The following is a 17,840-nucleotide window of genomic DNA, read 5'->3' as shown; positions in this document are numbered from 1 at the left end:
CCACCGCACCGAGCACCTGCTCGCTACGGCAGGGGATCACCAGACAGCGCCCAACCCTTTACAGCAGATGTCAATCGTTGTAGAAATCCGTGTTAATCGTTGTAAAGATCGCTGGGAGGCTTCGTGGCACGGCTTGTGGTGGATCCGGCGTTCGTCGTCGGGGCGCTCGACCGGCGGCTGTTCGGCTCGTTCGTCGAGCACATGGGACGCTGCGTCTACACCGGGATCTACGAGCCCGGGCACCCGTCCGCGGACGCCGACGGGTTCCGCCAGGACGTGCTGGAGCTGGTCCGCGAGCTCGGCGTCAGCACCATCCGCTACCCCGGCGGCAACTTCGTCTCCAACTACGACTGGGAGGACGGCGTCGGCCCGAAGGACCAGCGGCCGCGCCGGCTGGACCTGGCCTGGCGGGCGATCGAGCCGAACCAGTTCGGCACCGACGAGTTCGTCGCCTGGTCCCGCAAGGCCGGCGTCGACCCGATCTGGGCGGTGAACCTCGGCACCCGCGGGATCAAGGAGGCCGTCGAGCTGCTCGAGTACTGCAACCTCCCGGCCGGCACCGAGCTGCCCGACCGCCGGGTGGCCAACGGCAGCCCCGAGCCGCACGACATCCGGGTCTGGTGCCTGGGCAACGAGATGGACGGCCCCTGGCAGATCGGTCACAAGACCGCCGAGGAGTACGCCCGGCTCGCCGAGGAGACCGCGAACGCGATGCGCCGCGTCGACCCCGGGCTCGAGCTCGTCGCCTGCGGCTCCAGCAACGCAGGGATGCCGACCTTCGGCGAGTGGGAGCGGGTCGTCCTGGAGCGCACCTACGACCTCGTCGACCACATCAGCCTGCACGCCTACTACGAGCCTCGCGACGGTGATCAGGCCAGCTTCCTGGCCGCTGCCGAGGAGATGGACCGGATGATCACCTCGATCATCGCGACCGCCGACCACGTCAAGGCGCTCCGGCGCAGCGACAAGGAGATCACCCTGTCGTTCGACGAGTGGAACGTCTGGTACCAGCAGCACTTCCCGGGTGAGCTCGGTCTCGGCATCCGCGAGGTGAGCCCGCTGATCGAGGACACCTACACCGTCGACGACGCGGTGGTGGTCGGCAGCCTGCTGATCACCCTGCTCCGGCACGCCGACCGGGTGAAGATCGCTTGCCTGGCGCAACTGGTGAACGTGATCGGCCCGATTCGCACCGAGCCCGGCGGCCCGGCCTGGCGGCAGACCATCTTCCACCCGTTCGCGCTGACCGCGAAGTACGCCGGCCCGACCGTCCTGCAGACCGTGGTCACCGACGGCCCGGATGTGGACACCGCCGCCTTCGGCCGGGTCCCGGCGCTGTGGAGCACAGCGACGTACGACGAGAACACCCGGGAACTCACGGTGTTCGTGGTGAACCGGAGTGAGACCGACAAGGTCGACCTCGACATCCCGCTACCGCCTGGGTACCGGGTGGTCGAGCACCTGGCTCTGTACGACGACGATCGCGCCGCGGTGAACACCGCGGACGATCCGGACCGGGTGGTGCCCCGGGCCGTCGACGGCACCCAAGTCGTCGACGGCAACTGCACCGCCACGTTGCCCCCTGCCTCGTGGCACCTACTGCGTCTGTCCCAGTGATGGGGCTCTTCCCTGGAGGAACACCATGAACACGATCAGCCGGCGACTCGTCCTCAGTGGTCTCGGCGTGGCCGGAGCGGCCGGCATCCTGGCCGGCTGCGGCGAGGGCTCGGCCGGGAAGCCGGGTGGCGCGGGCCAGGCCACCGGTGACGGCGGCTCGAAGGGTTACGACGGCCCGACCGTCGAGCTCGACTTCTGGAACGGCTTCACCGGCGGTGACGGCCCGTTCATGCGCAAGCTGGTCGACCAGTTCAACAGCGAGCACAGCAACATCAAGGTCAAGATGACCGTGATGCAGTGGGCCGACTACTACACCAAGCTGCCCACCGCGGTGAGCAGCGGCCGTGGTCCGGCGGTCGCGATCATGCACGTGGACTCGCTGGCCACCAACGCGGCCCGGAACGTGATCGAGCCGCTCGACGACGTGGCCAAGGCGCTGAACCTGCAGCAGTCCGACTTCGCCGACGTGGTCTGGAAGGCCGGCGAGTTCAACGGCAAGCGGTACGGCATCCCGCTCGACGTCCACCCGCTCGGCTTCTTCTACAACAAGACCCTCCTGCAGACGGCCGGCCTCGACCCGGAGAAGCCGCCGACGAACGCGGACGAGTACGCCGCCGCGCTCGACGCGCTGAAGGGCAAGGGCATCCAGGGCCACTGGGCCACGCCGTTCCCGTTCACCGGCGTCCTCACCGTGCAGGCGCTGCTGTGGCAGTTCGGCGGCAACCTGTTCAACGACGACTCGTCGAAGGCGGTCTGGCACGAGGAGCCCGGCGTCAAGGGCCTCAGCTGGTTCGTCGACCTGGTGAAGAACGGGCACAGCCCGAAGAACGTCGCCCAGGACGCCGACAACATCGCGGTGATGAACGGCAAGAACGCCTTCGTCTGGAACGGCATCTGGAACATCAACACGTTCAAGGAGAAGAAGGGTCTGGAGTGGGGTGTGGCCGCGCTGCCCACCATCGGCGACAACAAGGCCGCCTGGGCCGGGTCGCACCAGTTCGTGCTGCCCAAGCTGAAGACGGCGGACGAGAACAAGTCCACCGCGGCGCGGGTGTTCGTCAACTACATCAGCCAGAAGTCGCTGGAGTGGGCCAAGGGCGGCCAGGTGCCGGCCCGCAAGCAGGTGCGTGAGTCGGCCGAGTTCAAGGCGCTGCCGGAGCAGGCGACGCTGGCCACCCAGATCGACGACCTGCACTTCCCGCCTCCGGTGCCGGGCATCGGTGACGCGCTGAACGAGATGAACAAGGCGGTCAACGAGGCGGTCCTGCTGAAGGTCGAGCCGGCCAAGGCGCTGAGCGACGCGGCGGCCCGCGCGGACAAGATCCTCGAGGCGAACCGCAAGAAGTACGGCGCGTAAGCCATGGTCGCCCAGGCAGAGGCGGGTGCGATCGGCAAGCGTCGCACCCGCGCCTCCTCCTCGGTGCGTGGGTACGGGCGGGCCACGCCGTACCTGTTCCTCGCGCCCTACCTGTTGCTGTTCCTGCTGTTCGTGGTCGGGCCGGCGCTGTTCGGTTTCTGGATGAGCCTGCACGACTGGGACTTCCAGTTGCCGGGGAAGCCGTTCGTCGGGCTGCAGAACTACAAGGACCTGTTCGACCCGCTGACGGCGACCGCCGAGCCGTTCTGGCACGGCATGCGGGCCACGGGAATCTTCACGGTCGCCTCGGTGCCGTTCCTGGTGGCGGTGCCGCTCGGCCTGGCCGTGCTGCTGAACCGGAAGTTCCCGGGCCGGACGTTCTTCCGGGCCGTGTACTTCGCGCCGTACGTGCTCGGCGTCGCGGTCATCGGCCTGATGTTCCGGTACATCCTGGACACCAACTTCGGCATCCTGAACGCGTTCCTCGAGCTGTTCGGGCTGCCCGAGATCGGCTGGACCAACGACCAGCCGTGGGCCTGGATCTCGCTCGTCCTGGTGACGGTGTGGTGGACGGCCGGGTTCAACTCGATCATCTACCTGGCGGGGCTGCAGGACATCCCGGCCGAGCAGTACGAGGCAGCCGCGCTGGACGGGGCAGGACGTTGGCAGCAGTTCGTGCACGTCACGTTGCCGGGACTGCGTCCGGTCACGGTGTTCATCGTCACGATCACCCTGCTGGCGAGCGCGAACATGTTCGGCCAGGCGCTGCTGATCACGCAGGGCGGGCCGGGTGACACCACCACGACCGCGCTGATGGTCATCACCGACATCGGCTTCAGCCAGTTCCGGATGGGACAGGCAGCCGCGATGAGCTACGTGCTCGCCGCCGCACTGGCGGTCGTCTCGCTGATCGCCTTCGCGTTGATGAGGGAGCGGAAGTCATGAAGCGCCGACCGTCGCCAGCGTTCTGGGTGCTGGTGATCCTGCTGACCCTGCTGGTGATCCTCCCGCTGCTGTGGATGGTGATCACCTCGTTCAAGACCGTCGGCGAGTCGCAGTCCGACCCGCCGTCGCTGATCCCGCAGGACCCGACCGGCCGGGCGTACGGCGAGATCCTCACCACCGGCGGGCAGAACCCGGTGCTGCGCTGGGCGCTGAACAGCTTCGCCGCCGCGACGTTGCACGCCGTACTCGTCGTGGTGGTCGCGTCGATGGCCGGCTACGCGCTGGCCCGGATGAGCTTCCGGTTCAAGAACGCGATCTTCAGCGTGATCCTGCTGACGCTGTTCGTGCCCGGCTTCGTGTTCCTGATGCCGAACTACCTGCTGATGGACCAGTTCGCCTGGCTGGACACGCTCTGGGCGCTGGTCGTCCCGGGCGCGGCCGGCGCCTTCGGGGTGTTCTTCATGCGGCAGTTCTTCCTGGCCATCCCGAGGGAGCTCGAGGAGGTCGCGCTGATCGACGGCGCGGGCGCCTGGACGATCTTCACCCGGATCATTCTGCCGAACGCCAAGCCCGCCCTGGCCACGCTGACCGTGCTGTCGTTCCTGTCGAACTGGAACGACTTCGTCTGGCCGCTGTTCGTGCTGTTCAGCCCGGAGCGGCTCACCCTGCCGGCCGGTCTGTCCCTGCTGCAGGGGGCCTACACCACCGACTACCCGGTGATCATGGCCGGCGCGACCGTGGCCGCCGTACCCGTCCTGATCCTCTACGTGTTCGTCCAGCGGTACGTGATCGAAGGTGTCGCCCGTAGCGGCATCAAAGGTTGATATCAGTCCTGAGAGGGGACCCGCCTGTGCCTCCCAAGAGACGTTTGCTGGCCGCGGCGCTTGCCGTGGCCGCAGTGGCAGCCGGTACGTCGGCTGCCACTGCAGCGCCGGCTCCGACCACGACCAACGCCATCTCGTCGAGCTTCGCCGACACGTTCGCCGACCCGGCGATCATCCAGGGCCGCGACGGCTACTGGTACGCGTACGCCACCTCCGACCCGTTGGTCTCCGGTGGCCCGTTCGGCCTGATGCACATGGCCCGGACCAAGGACTTCAGCTCCTGGGAGTACCTCGGGACGGTCTTCAACGAGCAGACCAAGCCCGCCTGGGCCGCGCCAGGCTCGTTCTTCTGGGCGCCGGACATCCGGTACTTCGACGGCCGGTACGTCATGTACTTCACCGTCACCGACACCGCGGCCAACCCCGGCGGCGATCCCGCGATCGGCGTGGCCACCGCCCCGACCCCGGCGGGACCGTGGACTGCCACCGACGGACCGGTCGTCACCCCGAAGCCGGACGGCAACGGCGGCTACTTCGGCACCATCGACCCAGCGCTGCTGACCGCCGCCGACGGCAAGCGGTACCTGTACTACGGCGGGTTCTACGGCGGCATCTCCGTCACCGAACTGACGCCGGACGGCCTGCAGGCGGTCGGCTCACCGACGCAGGTGACGATCGGAGACCGCTACGAGGGTGCGTACGCCGTCTACCGCGACGGCTGGTACTACCTGATGGGCTCGTCGATGAACTGCTGCGCCGGCCCGACCACCGGCTACTCGGTGTTCGCCGGTCGCTCCCGCTCACCCCGCGGTCCCTTCGTGGACGCCGACGGCGCCGCCATGACGGACTCGCGTGTCGGCGGTACGACGGTCATCACGCAGAACGGCAACAAGTGGATCGGCCCGGGCCACCACGCGTTTATGACGGACGCGGCCGGGCAGGACCACATCGTGTACCACGCGATCGACCGCGCGACGCCGTGGCTGACCGACCCGTTCGGGATCAACCGGCGGCCGATGCTGATCGACCGGATCGACTGGATCGACGGCTGGCCGCGGACCCGGGCCGGTCTCGGTCCGTCCGACGGGCCGGTGCCGGCACCGACGACCGGATCCGGGCTCGGGATCAACGCCGCGGACCCGGCTGGTGGGCTGATCGGCGCGGTTCGTTCACCTGGCGACGCGCTGGGCGGGCCGACTGCTTCGATTTCCGGAGCGGCTCGGACTCGGCAGTCGGCTCCTGCTGGGTCGCTGCGGGTCGAGGCCGACGTGCGGTTGGGGAACTCGTTCACCACGGTCCTCGGCGGCGGCCAGGTGGTCGCGTCAGTGACCGGGTCCAGGATCACGCTGGTGGCTGGTCGCCGTACCGCGTCTGCTGCGTTGCCTGCGGACTTCGATCGGTCGGACTGGAACAAGCTGAGTGTGCAGGTGACGGGTTCGTCCGTGACCGCGCGGCTCAACGACGCGGGGCTGGGTGACGTTTACGCCGAGGCTTCCCTGCCTGGTTTGTCGGTCAAGTCGGCGCCGGTGGCGTGGCTGGGGTCGGCCGAGGTGGACAACCTGACGGTGCGGCGGGTGGCTCCTCCGGTCCGGCGGCTGGCCGACGTACCGCAGACCGGGACGTTGCTGTCGGGTGATGAGTTCGACGGCGCGCTCGGGTCGGACTGGTCGTGGGTGCGGCAGGACGGCAAGGCGGTTGTTGCTGACGGCAAGCTGTCGTGGCCGTTGCAGAACGCCGACCTGGTAGGTGGCGGGAACACCGCCGGGCTGCTCTTCCACAGCACGCCGTCGACCACGAGCTGGATCGCGGAGACCAAGCTGAACCTCGATCTGGGTGAGGGCGACATCCGCAACTACCAGCAGGCCGGGATGATCGCGTACCTGAACGACAGCGACTTCGCGCGGCTCGGCAATGTCGCGATCTGGCGGACGCGGCAGACAGAGTTCGGTCGTGAGTTGGTGGCACGGCCGTCCGACGGGGCGACGTCGTACGGCGCGGCCGCGATCGGGCGGTCGGCGCCGACGCTGTGGATGCGGCTCGCGTACCACGAGAACGCTGCAGGTGAGCACGTCTACCGGGCGGCGACGTCGGTGGACGGGAAGCAGTGGACCTGGGGTGCGGCGTGGGTGCTGCCGGCCAAGGCTCAGTTGGGGCTGTACGCGCATGGTGAGTTCACTGGCGCTGCGGTTCCGCCGGTGGCGACGTTCGAGTACCTGCGGTTCTACGAGAGCAAGTGAGATGAGGCGTCGGCTGGGGTTGCTGCTGCTGTTGCTGGTGACGGCCGGCTGCAGCGACTCCGGCGCGGCGCCCTCGTCCACGGAAGGAGCGACGACGGTGGGTTTCAGCAACCCGGTGTACGACCAGAACTTCGCCGATCCACAGGTGATTGCCGTGGACAACGGTTACGTCGCCTTCGCGACCAACGGCACGCTCGGCAACGTGCAGACGCTGAAGTCGGCGGACCTGGTGTCGTGGGAACAGGTCGGGGACGCGCTGCCGTCGCTGCCGGGGTGGACGACACCCGGCAAGGTGTGGGCTCCGGAGGTCGCCGTACATGCTGCTGATCGGTATGTCATGTACTACACGACGTCCGATGACGCGTCCGGCCGGCAGTGCATCGGGGTCGCGGTGGCTTCCACGGCGACAGGTCCATATGTCGACAAATCGTCCAAGCCGTTGATCTGTCAGGTGGCCGAGGGCGGGTCGATCGACGCATCGCCCTTCGAGGACTCGTCGGGGAAGCGCTGGCTGTACTGGAAGAACGACGGGAACGCGATCGGAGTCGACACCTGGATCTACGTGTCCGAGCTCTCCCCCGACGGGCTCACGTTGGCCGGTCCGACCCGTCGGCTGATCAAGCAGGATCTTGCGTGGGAGGGCGATCTGGTCGAGGCGCCGTACATGGTGGAACGGGGTGGCAAGTTCCACCTCTTCTACTCGGCCAACGCCTACGACAAGTCGACGTACGCCGTGGGTCACGCCGTCTGCACGACCCCCACCGGCCCGTGCAAGAAGTCCGGGGACCCCGTCCTGGTGAGCTCCGAAGACGCCGCCGGCCCCGGCCACAACATGGTCCTCACCAAGGACAACCGCGACTGGTTCATCTACCACGCCTGGGACCCCGCCGCCGTAGGCATCGACCCACCCGGCCGAACCATGTGGCTCTCCGAACTCACCTGGACCGAAGACACCCCCGTCGTACAACCCCCACTCAAATCCAACCCCACACGCCCGTAAGCACCCACGCCCGCGACGCGCTTCGCTCCTACGTCGCTCACTTGCGCAGGCTCCCACCCACCCTCCTCCACGCGTGCTATCGCCCGCTTCAACCGCGCGTGCTATCGCCCGCTTCGCGTGCGCGTGCTGTCGCCCGCGTACGACCACCCCGTGGCGTCGCCCCAGCCACTCACCCGGACAACCGTGGAGACCGGAATAGCTCGCTGGCCAATGCAGTCGGAAGGTAACGGTTGTAGCAGAGTGGTTGTCCACTTGCGGGACTGTGGATATGGTTTTGAGGTCATATGACCCTGGTGTCATAGTTGATCGATGCAGATCGATTGGCCGGCAGAGTTCGACGCCTGGCTCGATGACCTCGAGGCGCGGATCGAGAAGGGAGAGGCGCATGCGAAGCAAGTCCTCATCCTGGTCACCGCCGCGCTCAAGCATCTTCAGGAGCTCAAGGAGCCGCCCACGCGGGACACGGAGACCGCGACGCTTCGCTGGGTTCGGCAGTCGAAGCGGTACCCGTTGTGGAGGGTCTCGCATCCGTACCGCCCTGGCGTCGCAGTCCGGCTCATCTGTTGGTTTCCGCCGGACTCCGACACTGTTGTCGTCGCGCTGTTCGCGGGTGACAAGGCAAGGATCGGTGACGTCTTCTACAACTCCGTCGGCCTACGCGCTGACGGTCTCATCGATCAGTGGAAGCGAGAAGCGATGAGGGGGCGCGCATGAGTAGGAAGAAGTCGGAGCAGGCGAGGTTTGTGCGGGGCAATGCGCGGGTCGACCGGTTGCTGGCTCGGCCGGAGGTTGCGGCTGGAGTTGCGGAGGTCGAGGCCGAGGCGCGGGAGATGGATCGGGTCTACGCCGAGAATCTCGCGATGATCCGCAGGGCCGGCGATCTGACGCAGGTGGAGGTCGCGGAGCGGCTAGGTGTCGGCCAAGCGGTCGTTTCGCGGCTCGAGCGTCGCAACGACATGTTGCTGTCGACTCTGGCGGACTACCTGCACGCGACCGGCGCCGAGAACCCCCGCATCGTTGCAGTCCTCAACGGCATGGAGGTCGAGCTCGACCTCGACCAGTTCCGAGAGCCCCGCTCGGCGTAACTCCTCTGGCCCGCGACCTTGTCGTCTCCCGGTCTTGGGCGCTGAATGGGGGTGGGGAGATAGGGGGCTGGGTGATGTTTGGGTGGGGATTGGTTTGTGGTGGGGTTGCGGTGGTTTTGGCGGCGGTGGGGATCGTGCCGCCGGGGAATGCGGTGGAAGAGCGGGCCTCGGCGGCATGCACGATTGACGTGGGGTCGGTTACTGCGGCTGGGGGGCATGCTTACCACCGGGTGACGGCTGGGGCGCCGCCGACGATGGTGGCGGTGGGCAACCGGACGGCGGGGGCGGTCTATGGACCGGGGCAGGTGCGGCTCAGTACGACATTCCTCAACGAGCGGGACATCTTCAGCTTCACTGCCGTCGTCGGGTGGGTGGTCCAGGGGGACACGTTGTATCGCAGCGGCTACGGGCTCGACAACGTCGGGCAGTTGACGGACCCGCCGTTCCTGATGCGGATCGGTGGGGGCTGGACGAACTACAAGTTCGTCGAGGAGGCGGAGTATGACGAGGTGGAGCATGCGCCGCCGATTCGGACCTACGAGTACGGGTTGCGGAACGACGGGTTGTTGATGCGGTGGCTGAACACCAATGACGTCTGGCGGCGATCGCTCGGTGGGGTCGGGTTCGAGGCCGTGAAGACGATGGCGTTGATCAGCAAGACGCGGACGCACGACACGTTCCTGGCGACCACCCGCGGTGGTGGGCTCTACACCATCCGGATCAATGTGGTTCCGTCGTTCGAGGTGAAGAAGGTCCGGGCCTCGACCTGGCAGGTGTTCGAGACGCTTCTCGCGGCGAAGTGCGGGCTGTCCGGGACGCTGTTGCTCGGCATCGACAAGGACACGCAGTCGGGTTACCTGTACGCCGTTGGCCACGCGAATGGAGCGGCGACGGTGATCAGGTCGCTCGGGAAGGTTCAGGGTACGTTCGGCGATCCGGTCTACTTCCGGTGGCGGCTCGCGTTCGACCCGTTGAACGGGGGATAACTTCTGCGGCCTCGGGCGCATCAAGGTTTGTGGGAGGTGGCCATGGTGCGTCGGTGGGTTTTGTGCGGGCTGGCTGGGGTGGTGGCCGGCATCGTGTTGGCGCCTGTGGGCGCGGTCGCGGAGGGTACGGCCGGGGCCTGCAGTGTGCGGGTGGGGGCGGTGAATGGGCGCGGGGTGCATGTCAGCACGGGCGTGCAGGCTGGTACGCCGCCAGGGGTGACGGACAGTCGGCTGACGTGGGACGTGTTCGCGCCGGGGACGGTTCGGCTGAGTAGCACCACGGTCAGGGAGCCCAACGTGGCCGGGGCCGATGTGCACGGGTGGGTGGTGCAGGGGGACGCGTTGTCTCGGGTTGCCTACACGACCGACGAGTCCGGGCAGTTGGTGAGCACGGTCAGGTTCAGTCGGGTCGGTGGCGGGTGGACGAGCTTCACCGCGCTGGAAGTGGCGCAGACTGCGCAGCGGGCGACGGCGTACGGGTTGCGTAGCGACGGTGTGCTGTTCCGGTGGAACGTCACGAGCAGCGGTTGGCGTAGCGCCGGCTCGGCTGCCGGGTTCGGGTCGGTCAAGGCGATGGCGCTGATCAGCAAGACGCGGACCTATGACACGTTCCTGGTGAACACCCGAGGCGGTGCGCTCTACACCGTCCGCATCCCGACGGCTTTGCCGATGAAGCCGGTCGTCAAGCAGGTGCGCAGCCGGACCTGGCAGGGCTTCGAGGCGCTGGTCGCCAGCAAGTGCGGTCAGTACGGGACGCTGCTCCTCGCCATCGACAGGCACACCAAGCAGGGCTACCTGTACGCCGTCGGTCACGCCAACGGGACCGCAACGGTGATCAACTCGATCGGCAAGGTCGGCTACGAGGCCTTCCCGGAGGCGGTCCACTTCCGCTGGGGCGTCGTACCCGCGCTCGATCCGCTCAACGGCGACTGAGGACGCCGGTGAGGATGTCCAGCGCCTTGTGCAGGTTCTCGGTGGTCGGGGTGGCGTAGCCGATGACGAGGCCGGGCGGGCCGGGAGTCGTACGGCGGTACTCGCTCAGCGGCGCGATCACCACACCGGCCTCGCGTGCGGCAACGGCCACCGCGCGGTCGTCGACGTGCTCCGGCAGCAACAGCGTGATGTGCAGACCGGCGTCCTGGCCGATCACCTGACCGTAGGGAGCAAGGACCGTGCATGTGTGAGTACGGCGGTCCGAGTACAACCGGCGTGATCGGCGGACCGCCTGGTCCAGGTAGCCGTCCCGGAGCATGGTGAGCAGCGCGGCCTGCATCGGCCAGCCGGGCCAGTCGCCGGACTCGGCGCGGAACGTAGCGAGCCGGTCGACCATCGTGTCGGACGCGACCAGCCAGCCGAGGCGTAGTGACGGGCTCAGCGTCTTCGAAAGCGTGCCGAGGTGGACCACGCGGTCCAGGTCGAGCTGGGCGAGCGCGGGCAGCGGCGCAACGTCGTACCTGAACTCGCTGTCGTAGTCGTCCTCGATCAGCATCGCCCCGGTCCGGCGCGCCCACCGGATCAGTTCGTTGCGCCGGGCAACGGGGAGCCGGCCGCCGAGCGGGTATTGGTGCGAGGGCGTCACGTACGCGGCCGGCACGTCGTCGGTCAGCGCGGACACCTGCAGACCGTCCTCGTCCACCGGTACGTCGACGACCTCGAGCCGATGGTCCCGGGCGGCGATCACGGCGTTCAGGTAGCCGGGGTCCTCGATCGCGATCCGGTCGCCGGGCTGCCGGGTGACCGTGAGGAGCAGCCGGAGGCCGTGGACGGTGCCGTTGGTGATCAGCAGGTTCTCCGGGCCGCAGGCGATCCCGCGGACCCGGCGTACGTGCTCTGCCAGCGCCTCCCGGAGCGCGGGCTGCCCGGCGGCGTCGTCATACCCGGGTGGTGGGGACTGCGCCGACACCTCACGCCAGGCGCGGCGCCAGCCGGGATCCGGAGTCGGGCCGATGTACGGGATGCCGGGCCGGAGCGTGAGCAACGGCTCGGCGGGATCAGGCCGGGCCGCGGCGCGTCGCCGTACGGCGGGCTGCAACGGCGCGACGTCCGTCACGAAGGTGCCGGCGCCGGTGCGGCCCTCGATCCAGCCTTCGGCGTGCAACTGGTCGTACGCCGCCTGGGCCACGGACCGGGACACGGACAGGTCCTTGGCCAGGTCCCGCGTGGACGGCAGCCGGTGACCGGCCGCGAGCCGACCGTCCCGGATCGCGGCGCGGAGCTGCTCGGCCAGCTGCAGGTGGAGTGGCAGCCGGTCGGCGCGATCGAGGATCAGAGGCAGCGAGCTCTGCACGAATGGACTACCCAATTCGGTCGGGAATGGACCGTGCCAGCATGCCACTGATTCCCCCAGCCTGGTTACATGACCACAACCCCGCTGCAGCCGACCGACCGGACCACCCTGCGTCGCTCCAAGGAACGGGCGGCCACTGAGCGCGAGGCGTTGTTCGACGTGCTTCTCGACGGCATGTTCTGCCACCTGGGAGTGGTGGTGGACGGCGCTCCGCTCGTGCTGCCGACGGCGTACGGCGTGGATCTCGACCGCGGACCGGACGGGACGCTGTACCTGCACGGTTCCGTCGCCGCCCGCAGTGTGGTCGCAGCGCCGCAGCAGACGGTCTGCGTGACGATCACGCATGCCGACGGACTGGTGCTGGCCCGCTCGGCCTTCCACCACTCGGTCAACTACCGCTCCGCGGTGGTCTTCGGCGTCCCCCGCCTGGTGACCGACCCCGACGAGAAGCTGGACGGCCTCAACTGTATCGTCGACCACCTGGTCCCCGGCCGCTCGCGAGCCGTCCGCCCACCCAACCGCAAGGAACTCGCCAAGACTTCCGTCCTGGCCCTCTCCCTCACCGAGGCCTCGGTGAAGACCCGCTCCGGGCCGGCCAACGACGAGGAGGAGGACCTCGACCTGCCCTACTGGACCGGCGTGATCCCCCTCCAGGTCGTGGCCGGCGAACCGGTCACCAACCCTGACTGCGACCTACTGGTCCCCGCGCACATCCGCACCCGCGCGAACCTGCTCGGCGCCTTGGCTTCAGGCGAGACGCCCTACGCCACCGTGCCCTTGTTGTAGCTCTTCTGCGCCCAGAAATAGCCGACGATCCCGATCGCGGCGCACCAGGCGAGGGCGAGCCAGCCGGTGCCGGTGTCGACCGGCGTGCCGATCAGCAGGTGCCGCAGCGTCTCGATGATCGGTGTGAACGGCTGGTACTCGGCGAACCAGCGGATGCCGCTCGGCATCGCCTCCAGCGGGATGAAGGTGTTGCTGAGGAACGGCAGCAGCAGGCTGATCGGCAGCACGATGTTGCTCGCGCCCTCCGGCGTCTTGCTGGTCAGCCCGAGGGCGACCGCGAACCAGGTCAGCGAGATGGTCAGCGCGACCAGCAACCCGCCCGCCAGCAGCCACTCCCCGAACGACGCGTTGGGGCGGAACCCGATCAGGACGGCGAAGCCGACCACCAGGACCAGGCTGACGATCGTCAGGATCACGTTGCCCAGCACGTGCCCGGTCAGGAAGGCCGGCCGGAAGATCGCCATCGTCCGGAACCTGGCCACGATGCCTTCGGTCATGTCCGTGCAGGCGGCGACCGCGGGCGACATCGTCCCGGACGCGATCGACATCAGCAGGATGCCGGGCGTCAGGAAGTCGATGTAGTCGAAGCCGTTCGCGCCGCCGAGACCGGCCGAGAAGGTGTCGCCGAAGACCAGGCCGAACAGCAGCATCATCACGACCGGCATCCCGAGGGCGCCGAGCGACAGACCGGGGTAGCGCTGTGCGTGCCGCAGGTTGCGGCGCAGCATGGTGGCGGTGTCTTGAAGTGCGTGGCTCATTTCGTGATCACTTCCTGGTGGGCGGTGGGCTGACCGGTGACGGCGAAGAACACGTCATCGAGGTCGGGGGTGTGGACAGTCAGTTCGTCGACCTCGAGCGAGGCGTCGTCGATCCGGGCCAGCAGCGCCCGCAGCGAGTGCACGCTGCCGTCGTTCGGCACCTGCAGGACCAGGGACTCGTTGTTCGGCACCGCGGTCGGCAGCACCTGACCGGCGAGCGCGAACTCGTCCGGCGACGTGAACCGCAGCCGGATGTGTCCGCCGGGAACGAGCCGCTTCAGCTCCTCCGCCGTACCTTGGGCAACCAGGCGGCCATGATCCAGTACGGCGATTCGGTCGGCGAGCTGGTCCGCCTCCTCCAGGTACTGCGTGGTGAGGAAGACGGTCACGCCGCCGTCGGTGACCAGTTCCCGGATCAGCTGCCACATGTTGTGCCGGCTGCGTGGGTCGAGACCGGTGGTGGGCTCGTCCAGGAAGATGATCCGCGGGTTGCCGACCAGCGTCATGGCCAGATCGATCCGGCGCTTCATCCCGCCCGAGTAGGTCATGGCGAGCTTCTGGCCGGCCTCGACCAGGTCGAACTGCTCGAGCAGGTCGTCGGCCCGGCGCCGCGCCTCCCGGCGGCCGAGGTGGTGCAGGTCGGCCATCATGATGAGGTTCTCGCGGCCGGTGAGCAGGCCGTCGACCGCGGAGAACTGGCCGGTGACGCCGATCGCGGCGCGGACCGCCTCCGGGTCCTGGTGCAGGTCGTGGCCGGCTACCCGGATCTCGCCGGCGTCGGCGGCGATCAGGGTGGACAGGATCTGCACCGCGGTGGTCTTGCCGGCGCCGTTCGGGCCGAGCAGGGAAAAGATAGTGCCTTCGGCAACGTTCAGGTCGATGCCGCCGAGCACGACCTTGTCGCCGTACGACTTGTGCAGTCCGCGCACGTCGATTGCTGATGACATGAGGGTTCCTTGGGTGTTTTCGGGCAGGGTGAACCTGGCCCAGGTGGCCTGAAGGTGTGCGGAGGAGAGGATTTGGGCGTGCTGATCCAGCCGAGCCGCCGGCGGCGGTCGGTGAATCAGGGGTGCTGGGTCAGATGGTCAGATGTCGAGGTCCTCCACCGCGGGCTGGTCGGCGGCTTCCTCGACGAGTTGGTAGAGATCCTCGGGGATCAGGTCGCGCAGTTCCTCGACCGTTTCGACCACGTGCAGCGTGGCCTCGCCCTGCGCCATGCTCCAGGACTGGTCGGTGCTCCAGTTGCCGACCCAGGCGCGCCAGCCGGTGAGGTACTCCTCGTCACTGGCGCCCTGGGTGATCTGGTTGCGGCGGTCGGCGTGCAGGACGAACTTGCCGGTCCGGCTGCGGTAGACCTTGAAGGCCTCGTAGCCGGACTTGCTGGAGCGGCCGCCTTCGGCGAGCAGGACGCCGGAGAACCGCTGCTTGCGGCCGGCGCCCCGGCCCACCCGCACGGTGATCTCGTCGTACCCCTCGAGCCGGCCTTCCTCCATCTCGACGTACTTGCGCAGCGCCAGCGAGATCGCCGAGGACAGGTTCCCGGCGAGCTCCTGCGCCCGCTTGTACAGCGGCAGGTCGTCGTCCGACACGTAGATCGTCTTGTTGGGCATACTCTCTCTCCTCCTACGTAGAACTATACGTAGGAGGTGCGTAGATGTCTACATATATCTCTACGTAGACGCGGGCGAGTACAGCCAGGGCTGCTTGAGATCGAAGAACTCCGGCGGGCCCTCGGCGAGCGAGTTCAGCTCGTCCATCGCCGCCTTGATCTCGGCCGGCGGCTCCTTCTGCTCGCCCTCGCGGGCCTCGGCCTCGCTGGTGAAGTAGATCGCCATCGTGTAGTCGCCGCTGTCGTACATCGTGGTGGCGGTGGCGATGACGTCGGGCCGGAACGCGGCCCACACCTCGGGATCCTGCGCCATCAGCTCGCGGGCGCGCTCGGGGTTGCTGCCCTTGCCCTGCATGACCTGGACGAAACCGGCCGAGTCAGGATCGCCTTGAACATCGAGGGTGACGTCGTCGCTGTCGTGGAAGATCGCGTCGTCGGTCAGCACCGACGCGAACTCGTGCCACCACTTGTCCTGCGCCGGCGAATCGCTGTTCTGCCGGGCTGCCTCGGCGGACTCGAACCGCGCCAGCGCGATGAACCGCCCGTCCTCGGTGACTCCGGCCGTCGTCCCCAGCCAGCCGGTCGCCTCGGGAGCCAGCTCCTCCATCCACCTGTCGAACGCGGCATGTGCCTGTTCGGCGTCCTGCACCTGTCCCTGAATGACCTGAACGAACATCGTGAGACCCTCCCCGTCTCTCAGGCCGCTGGTCGGCACCTCGACCGTACGCCCGCCTGCCACACCCGAGCGAGCATCAAGAGCCCCGCAATCACTCCGGTGGCCCCGAGCGTGATCAGCCGTACGTCGGTTTTCCACAGCCCGAACACGAACCAGCACGACAGCTCACCGACCACGAGCCCCCAGGTCCCCGCCGAGATCCCCGTCGGCCGCTCACTCCGGTACGCCGTCCACAGCGAAGGCGTCACCTGGACGAAGGCGGCCGCGGCGAGCAACGTGCCCAGCCCGACCCGCCCACCGACCAGGGTGGCGATCACGAGTAGGCCGGCCCAGCCGCAGATCCACCCGATCGCACGCCGGCTCACCGCGCCCCGCCGTACCAGCATCACCGAGACCGTCCCGGCCAGTACGGCGGCCGCCGTCGACGGCACGCTCGCGCTCCAATAGCCGGACAGCATGAAGTACACGAACCAGGCCGAGTTGTTGAGGCTGGTCAGCGTCGCCCAGGACCACGACACCCCAGCCGTGTCACCGGTCGCCCTCAGCTTGAGGATCTGCGGAAGGTACTGCGGAATGCCGAAGATCGCGGCGGCGATGGGCAGTAGGTCGAGCATGGCGCAAGATTACGTCCGATTCCGCGACGATATCGTGCGAATTCATGCCCGATCGAGGCGCTGAGCGATAGGATTCTTGCCATGGATGCGATCGACCGCAAGATCCTTGCGGTGCTGCAGGGCGAGGGTCGGCTGACCGTCACCGAGTTGGCTCAGCGGGTGGGGTTGAGTGCAGCGCCGTGTCATCGGCGGCTGCGGGAGCTGGAGCGCGCCGGCGTGATCAGTGGATACCGGGCTGTCGTCGATCCGGCGACGGTCGGTCGCGGGTTCGAGGTGCTCGTCGCGGTGACGATGGACCGGGAGGAGTCGGTCGCGGGGTTCGAGGCCGGGCTCGCGGAGATCGAGGACGTGGTGCACGCGGAGCGGCTGTTCGGGGAGCCCGACTACTTCATCCGGGTCGCGACGGCGGACATCGCGGCGTTCCAGAAGGTGCGGGACGAGAAGCTGGCCCGGTTGCCCGGGGTGCTGCGGATGACGTCGACGATCGTGATGACGAAGGTCGTGGACAACCGTCCGACGCCTACGTGAACGGTGTGGAAACTGACCGAATCAAACCTCGGTTATCCACAGATTTCGAGAGATTTCGGCCGGTGACCGTGGAGAAACCCGGGGTGACCTGGGGACAAGTCGCCGGAAAGCTGTGCACAGCTGGGGATACGGGTGTGGATAACTTCAGTCCTGTGATTCGGTCACCCCGCTCACCGCCCGGAGCGGGGATCAACGTTTCAGTGCGGTCAGATCCACTGCGTGGAGACGACGAAGCCGACGGCGATCAGGCCCATGCCGATCAGCAGGTTCCAGTTGCCCAGGTCGTTCATCACCGGGATGTCCTGGCCGGCCACGTAGAAGACGACCAGCCAGGCGAGGCCGAGCAGCCAGCAGGCCAGCATCAGCGGCGCCACCCAGACGCGGCTGGTGGTACGCGGCTTCTTCGGCGTCTTCTCCGCCTTGACCTTCTCGGTCTTCTTCTTGTTGCGACTGCTCGACTCGGGCACGACTGAACTCCTTGTAAGGACGCATAAGCTGAGCGCTGGAGGCCCAGGCCCGGACCGTAGTCGG

19 protein-coding genes are annotated in these 17,840 nt (G+C 67.8%); 12 read left to right on the top strand and 7 right to left on the bottom strand.

Features of this window, described 5'->3' with window-relative positions; translation table 11 throughout:
• Window positions 1-123: 123 nt before the first annotated feature.
• The 10 genes from ACIBGM_RS38380 to ACIBGM_RS38335 all read left to right on the top strand — a co-directional run bounded on the left by ACIBGM_RS38380 (window position 124) and on the right by ACIBGM_RS38335 (window position 10,984).
• The gene (locus tag ACIBGM_RS38380) at window positions 124-1,617 is read left to right on the top strand and encodes an alpha-N-arabinofuranosidase (RefSeq protein ID WP_360527947.1); all 1,494 of its coding nucleotides are present in this window, start codon (window positions 124-126) and stop codon (window positions 1,615-1,617) included.
• Window positions 1,618-1,642: 25 nt separating this feature from the next.
• On the top strand, window positions 1,643-2,974 hold the full coding sequence (locus tag ACIBGM_RS38375; protein WP_396388331.1) for an extracellular solute-binding protein: 1,332 nt from the start codon (window positions 1,643-1,645) through the stop codon (window positions 2,972-2,974).
• 3 nt (window positions 2,975-2,977) lie between these two features.
• Window positions 2,978-3,919 carry a sugar ABC transporter permease gene (locus ACIBGM_RS38370; protein ID WP_360527953.1) on the top strand — a complete coding sequence of 314 codons (942 nt, stop codon included), beginning with the start codon at window positions 2,978-2,980 and terminating at the stop codon, window positions 3,917-3,919.
• A complete protein-coding gene (locus ACIBGM_RS38365; protein WP_396388330.1) occupies window positions 3,916-4,743 on the top strand; it encodes a carbohydrate ABC transporter permease in 828 nt (275 codons plus the stop codon). The genes ACIBGM_RS38370 and ACIBGM_RS38365 overlap by 4 nt, the downstream gene beginning before the upstream one ends.
• 26 nt (window positions 4,744-4,769) lie before the next feature.
• Entirely contained in the window at window positions 4,770-6,980 is a 2,211-nt protein-coding gene (locus tag ACIBGM_RS38360) for a family 43 glycosylhydrolase (RefSeq protein ID WP_396388329.1), read from the top strand.
• A 1-nt stretch (window position 6,981) separates the two neighbouring features.
• On the top strand, window positions 6,982-7,980 hold the full coding sequence (locus tag ACIBGM_RS38355; RefSeq protein ID WP_396388328.1) for a glycoside hydrolase family 43 protein: 999 nt from the start codon (window positions 6,982-6,984) through the stop codon (window positions 7,978-7,980).
• A 309-nt stretch (window positions 7,981-8,289) separates the two neighbouring features.
• Window positions 8,290-8,694 carry a hypothetical protein gene (locus tag ACIBGM_RS38350; RefSeq protein WP_396388327.1) on the top strand — a complete coding sequence of 135 codons (405 nt, stop codon included), beginning with the start codon at window positions 8,290-8,292 and terminating at the stop codon, window positions 8,692-8,694.
• On the top strand, window positions 8,691-9,065 hold the full coding sequence (locus tag ACIBGM_RS38345; protein WP_396388326.1) for a helix-turn-helix domain-containing protein: 375 nt from the start codon (window positions 8,691-8,693) through the stop codon (window positions 9,063-9,065). Before ACIBGM_RS38350 ends, ACIBGM_RS38345 begins: the two co-directional genes overlap by 4 nt.
• A gap of 230 nt (window positions 9,066-9,295) precedes the next feature.
• Window positions 9,296-10,051: a hypothetical protein gene (locus ACIBGM_RS38340; RefSeq protein WP_396388325.1), complete on the top strand. Its 756-nt coding sequence runs from the start codon at window positions 9,296-9,298 to the stop codon at window positions 10,049-10,051.
• Window positions 10,052-10,267: 216 nt separating this feature from the next.
• Window positions 10,268-10,984, top strand: coding sequence for a hypothetical protein (locus ACIBGM_RS38335; RefSeq protein ID WP_360527967.1), 717 nt, complete (start codon window positions 10,268-10,270; stop codon window positions 10,982-10,984).
• Here the strand turns inward: ACIBGM_RS38335 and ACIBGM_RS38330 are convergent.
• Window positions 10,971-12,338 carry a PLP-dependent aminotransferase family protein gene (locus tag ACIBGM_RS38330; protein ID WP_396388324.1) on the bottom strand — a complete coding sequence of 456 codons (1,368 nt, stop codon included), beginning with the start codon at window positions 12,336-12,338 and terminating at the stop codon, window positions 10,971-10,973. The two genes, ACIBGM_RS38335 and ACIBGM_RS38330, sit on opposite strands and share 14 nt — an antisense overlap.
• A 69-nt stretch (window positions 12,339-12,407) precedes the next feature.
• Here ACIBGM_RS38330 and ACIBGM_RS38325 point away from each other — a divergent pair, with 69 nt between their 5' ends.
• Window positions 12,408-13,124, top strand: coding sequence for a pyridoxamine 5'-phosphate oxidase family protein (locus ACIBGM_RS38325; RefSeq protein ID WP_360527972.1), 717 nt, complete (start codon window positions 12,408-12,410; stop codon window positions 13,122-13,124).
• On the opposite strand, the gene ACIBGM_RS38320 is transcribed toward ACIBGM_RS38325, so the two are convergent.
• From ACIBGM_RS38320 to ACIBGM_RS38300, 5 genes are all read right to left on the bottom strand, one after another.
• Window positions 13,100-13,882 carry an ABC transporter permease gene (locus tag ACIBGM_RS38320; protein WP_396388323.1) on the bottom strand — a complete coding sequence of 261 codons (783 nt, stop codon included), beginning with the start codon at window positions 13,880-13,882 and terminating at the stop codon, window positions 13,100-13,102. The genes ACIBGM_RS38325 and ACIBGM_RS38320 overlap by 25 nt on opposite strands.
• A complete protein-coding gene (locus ACIBGM_RS38315; protein WP_396388322.1) occupies window positions 13,879-14,829 on the bottom strand; it encodes an ATP-binding cassette domain-containing protein in 951 nt (316 codons plus the stop codon). The genes ACIBGM_RS38320 and ACIBGM_RS38315 overlap by 4 nt, the downstream gene beginning before the upstream one ends.
• A gap of 138 nt (window positions 14,830-14,967) precedes the next feature.
• On the bottom strand, window positions 14,968-15,492 hold the full coding sequence (locus tag ACIBGM_RS38310) for an EXLDI protein (protein WP_396388321.1): 525 nt from the start codon (window positions 15,490-15,492) through the stop codon (window positions 14,968-14,970).
• Window positions 15,493-15,552: 60 nt separating this feature from the next.
• The gene (locus ACIBGM_RS38305) at window positions 15,553-16,167 is read right to left on the bottom strand and encodes a hypothetical protein (RefSeq protein WP_360527983.1); all 615 of its coding nucleotides are present in this window, start codon (window positions 16,165-16,167) and stop codon (window positions 15,553-15,555) included.
• A gap of 20 nt (window positions 16,168-16,187) precedes the next feature.
• Window positions 16,188-16,781 (bottom strand): PQ-loop domain-containing transporter, encoded by a 594-nt coding sequence (locus ACIBGM_RS38300; protein ID WP_360527986.1) that lies wholly within the window; start codon window positions 16,779-16,781, stop codon window positions 16,188-16,190.
• Window positions 16,782-16,862: 81 nt separating this feature from the next.
• On the opposite strand from ACIBGM_RS38300, the gene ACIBGM_RS38295 reads away from it, so the two are divergent.
• Complete coding sequence (locus ACIBGM_RS38295) at window positions 16,863-17,309, top strand: Lrp/AsnC family transcriptional regulator (RefSeq protein ID WP_360527989.1); 447 nt, start codon at window positions 16,863-16,865, stop codon at window positions 17,307-17,309.
• Window positions 17,310-17,515: 206 nt separating this feature from the next.
• On the opposite strand, the gene ACIBGM_RS38290 is transcribed toward ACIBGM_RS38295, so the two are convergent.
• Complete coding sequence (locus tag ACIBGM_RS38290; protein ID WP_360527992.1) at window positions 17,516-17,776, bottom strand: cell division protein CrgA; 261 nt, start codon at window positions 17,774-17,776, stop codon at window positions 17,516-17,518.
• Window positions 17,777-17,840: the final 64 nt, after the last annotated feature.

The organism is Kribbella sp. NPDC050470 (assembly GCF_044458365.1).
Lineage (GTDB): Bacteria > Actinomycetota > Actinomycetes > Propionibacteriales > Kribbellaceae > Kribbella.
This window is presented reverse-complemented; position numbering and strand designations above follow the sequence as displayed.

Coding starts and splice junctions, on each gene's coding strand:
- ACIBGM_RS38375 (WP_396388331.1), top strand. CDS start 1,643: ATGAACACGATCAGCCGGCGACTCGTCCTCAGTGGTCTCGGCGTGGCC.
- ACIBGM_RS38370 (WP_360527953.1), top strand. CDS start 2,978: ATGGTCGCCCAGGCAGAGGCGGGTGCGATCGGCAAGCGTCGCACCCGC.
- ACIBGM_RS38365 (WP_396388330.1), top strand. CDS start 3,916: ATGAAGCGCCGACCGTCGCCAGCGTTCTGGGTGCTGGTGATCCTGCTG.
- ACIBGM_RS38355 (WP_396388328.1), top strand. CDS start 6,982: ATGAGGCGTCGGCTGGGGTTGCTGCTGCTGTTGCTGGTGACGGCCGGC.
- ACIBGM_RS38350 (WP_396388327.1), top strand. CDS start 8,290: ATGCAGATCGATTGGCCGGCAGAGTTCGACGCCTGGCTCGATGACCTC.
- ACIBGM_RS38345 (WP_396388326.1), top strand. CDS start 8,691: ATGAGTAGGAAGAAGTCGGAGCAGGCGAGGTTTGTGCGGGGCAATGCG.
- ACIBGM_RS38325 (WP_360527972.1), top strand. CDS start 12,408: ATGACCACAACCCCGCTGCAGCCGACCGACCGGACCACCCTGCGTCGC.
- ACIBGM_RS38320 (WP_396388323.1), bottom strand. CDS start 13,882: ATGAGCCACGCACTTCAAGACACCGCCACCATGCTGCGCCGCAACCTG.
- ACIBGM_RS38315 (WP_396388322.1), bottom strand. CDS start 14,829: ATGTCATCAGCAATCGACGTGCGCGGACTGCACAAGTCGTACGGCGAC.
- ACIBGM_RS38310 (WP_396388321.1), bottom strand. CDS start 15,492: ATGCCCAACAAGACGATCTACGTGTCGGACGACGACCTGCCGCTGTAC.
- ACIBGM_RS38305 (WP_360527983.1), bottom strand. CDS start 16,167: ATGTTCGTTCAGGTCATTCAGGGACAGGTGCAGGACGCCGAACAGGCA.
- ACIBGM_RS38300 (WP_360527986.1), bottom strand. CDS start 16,781: ATGCTCGACCTACTGCCCATCGCCGCCGCGATCTTCGGCATTCCGCAG.
- ACIBGM_RS38295 (WP_360527989.1), top strand. CDS start 16,863: ATGGATGCGATCGACCGCAAGATCCTTGCGGTGCTGCAGGGCGAGGGT.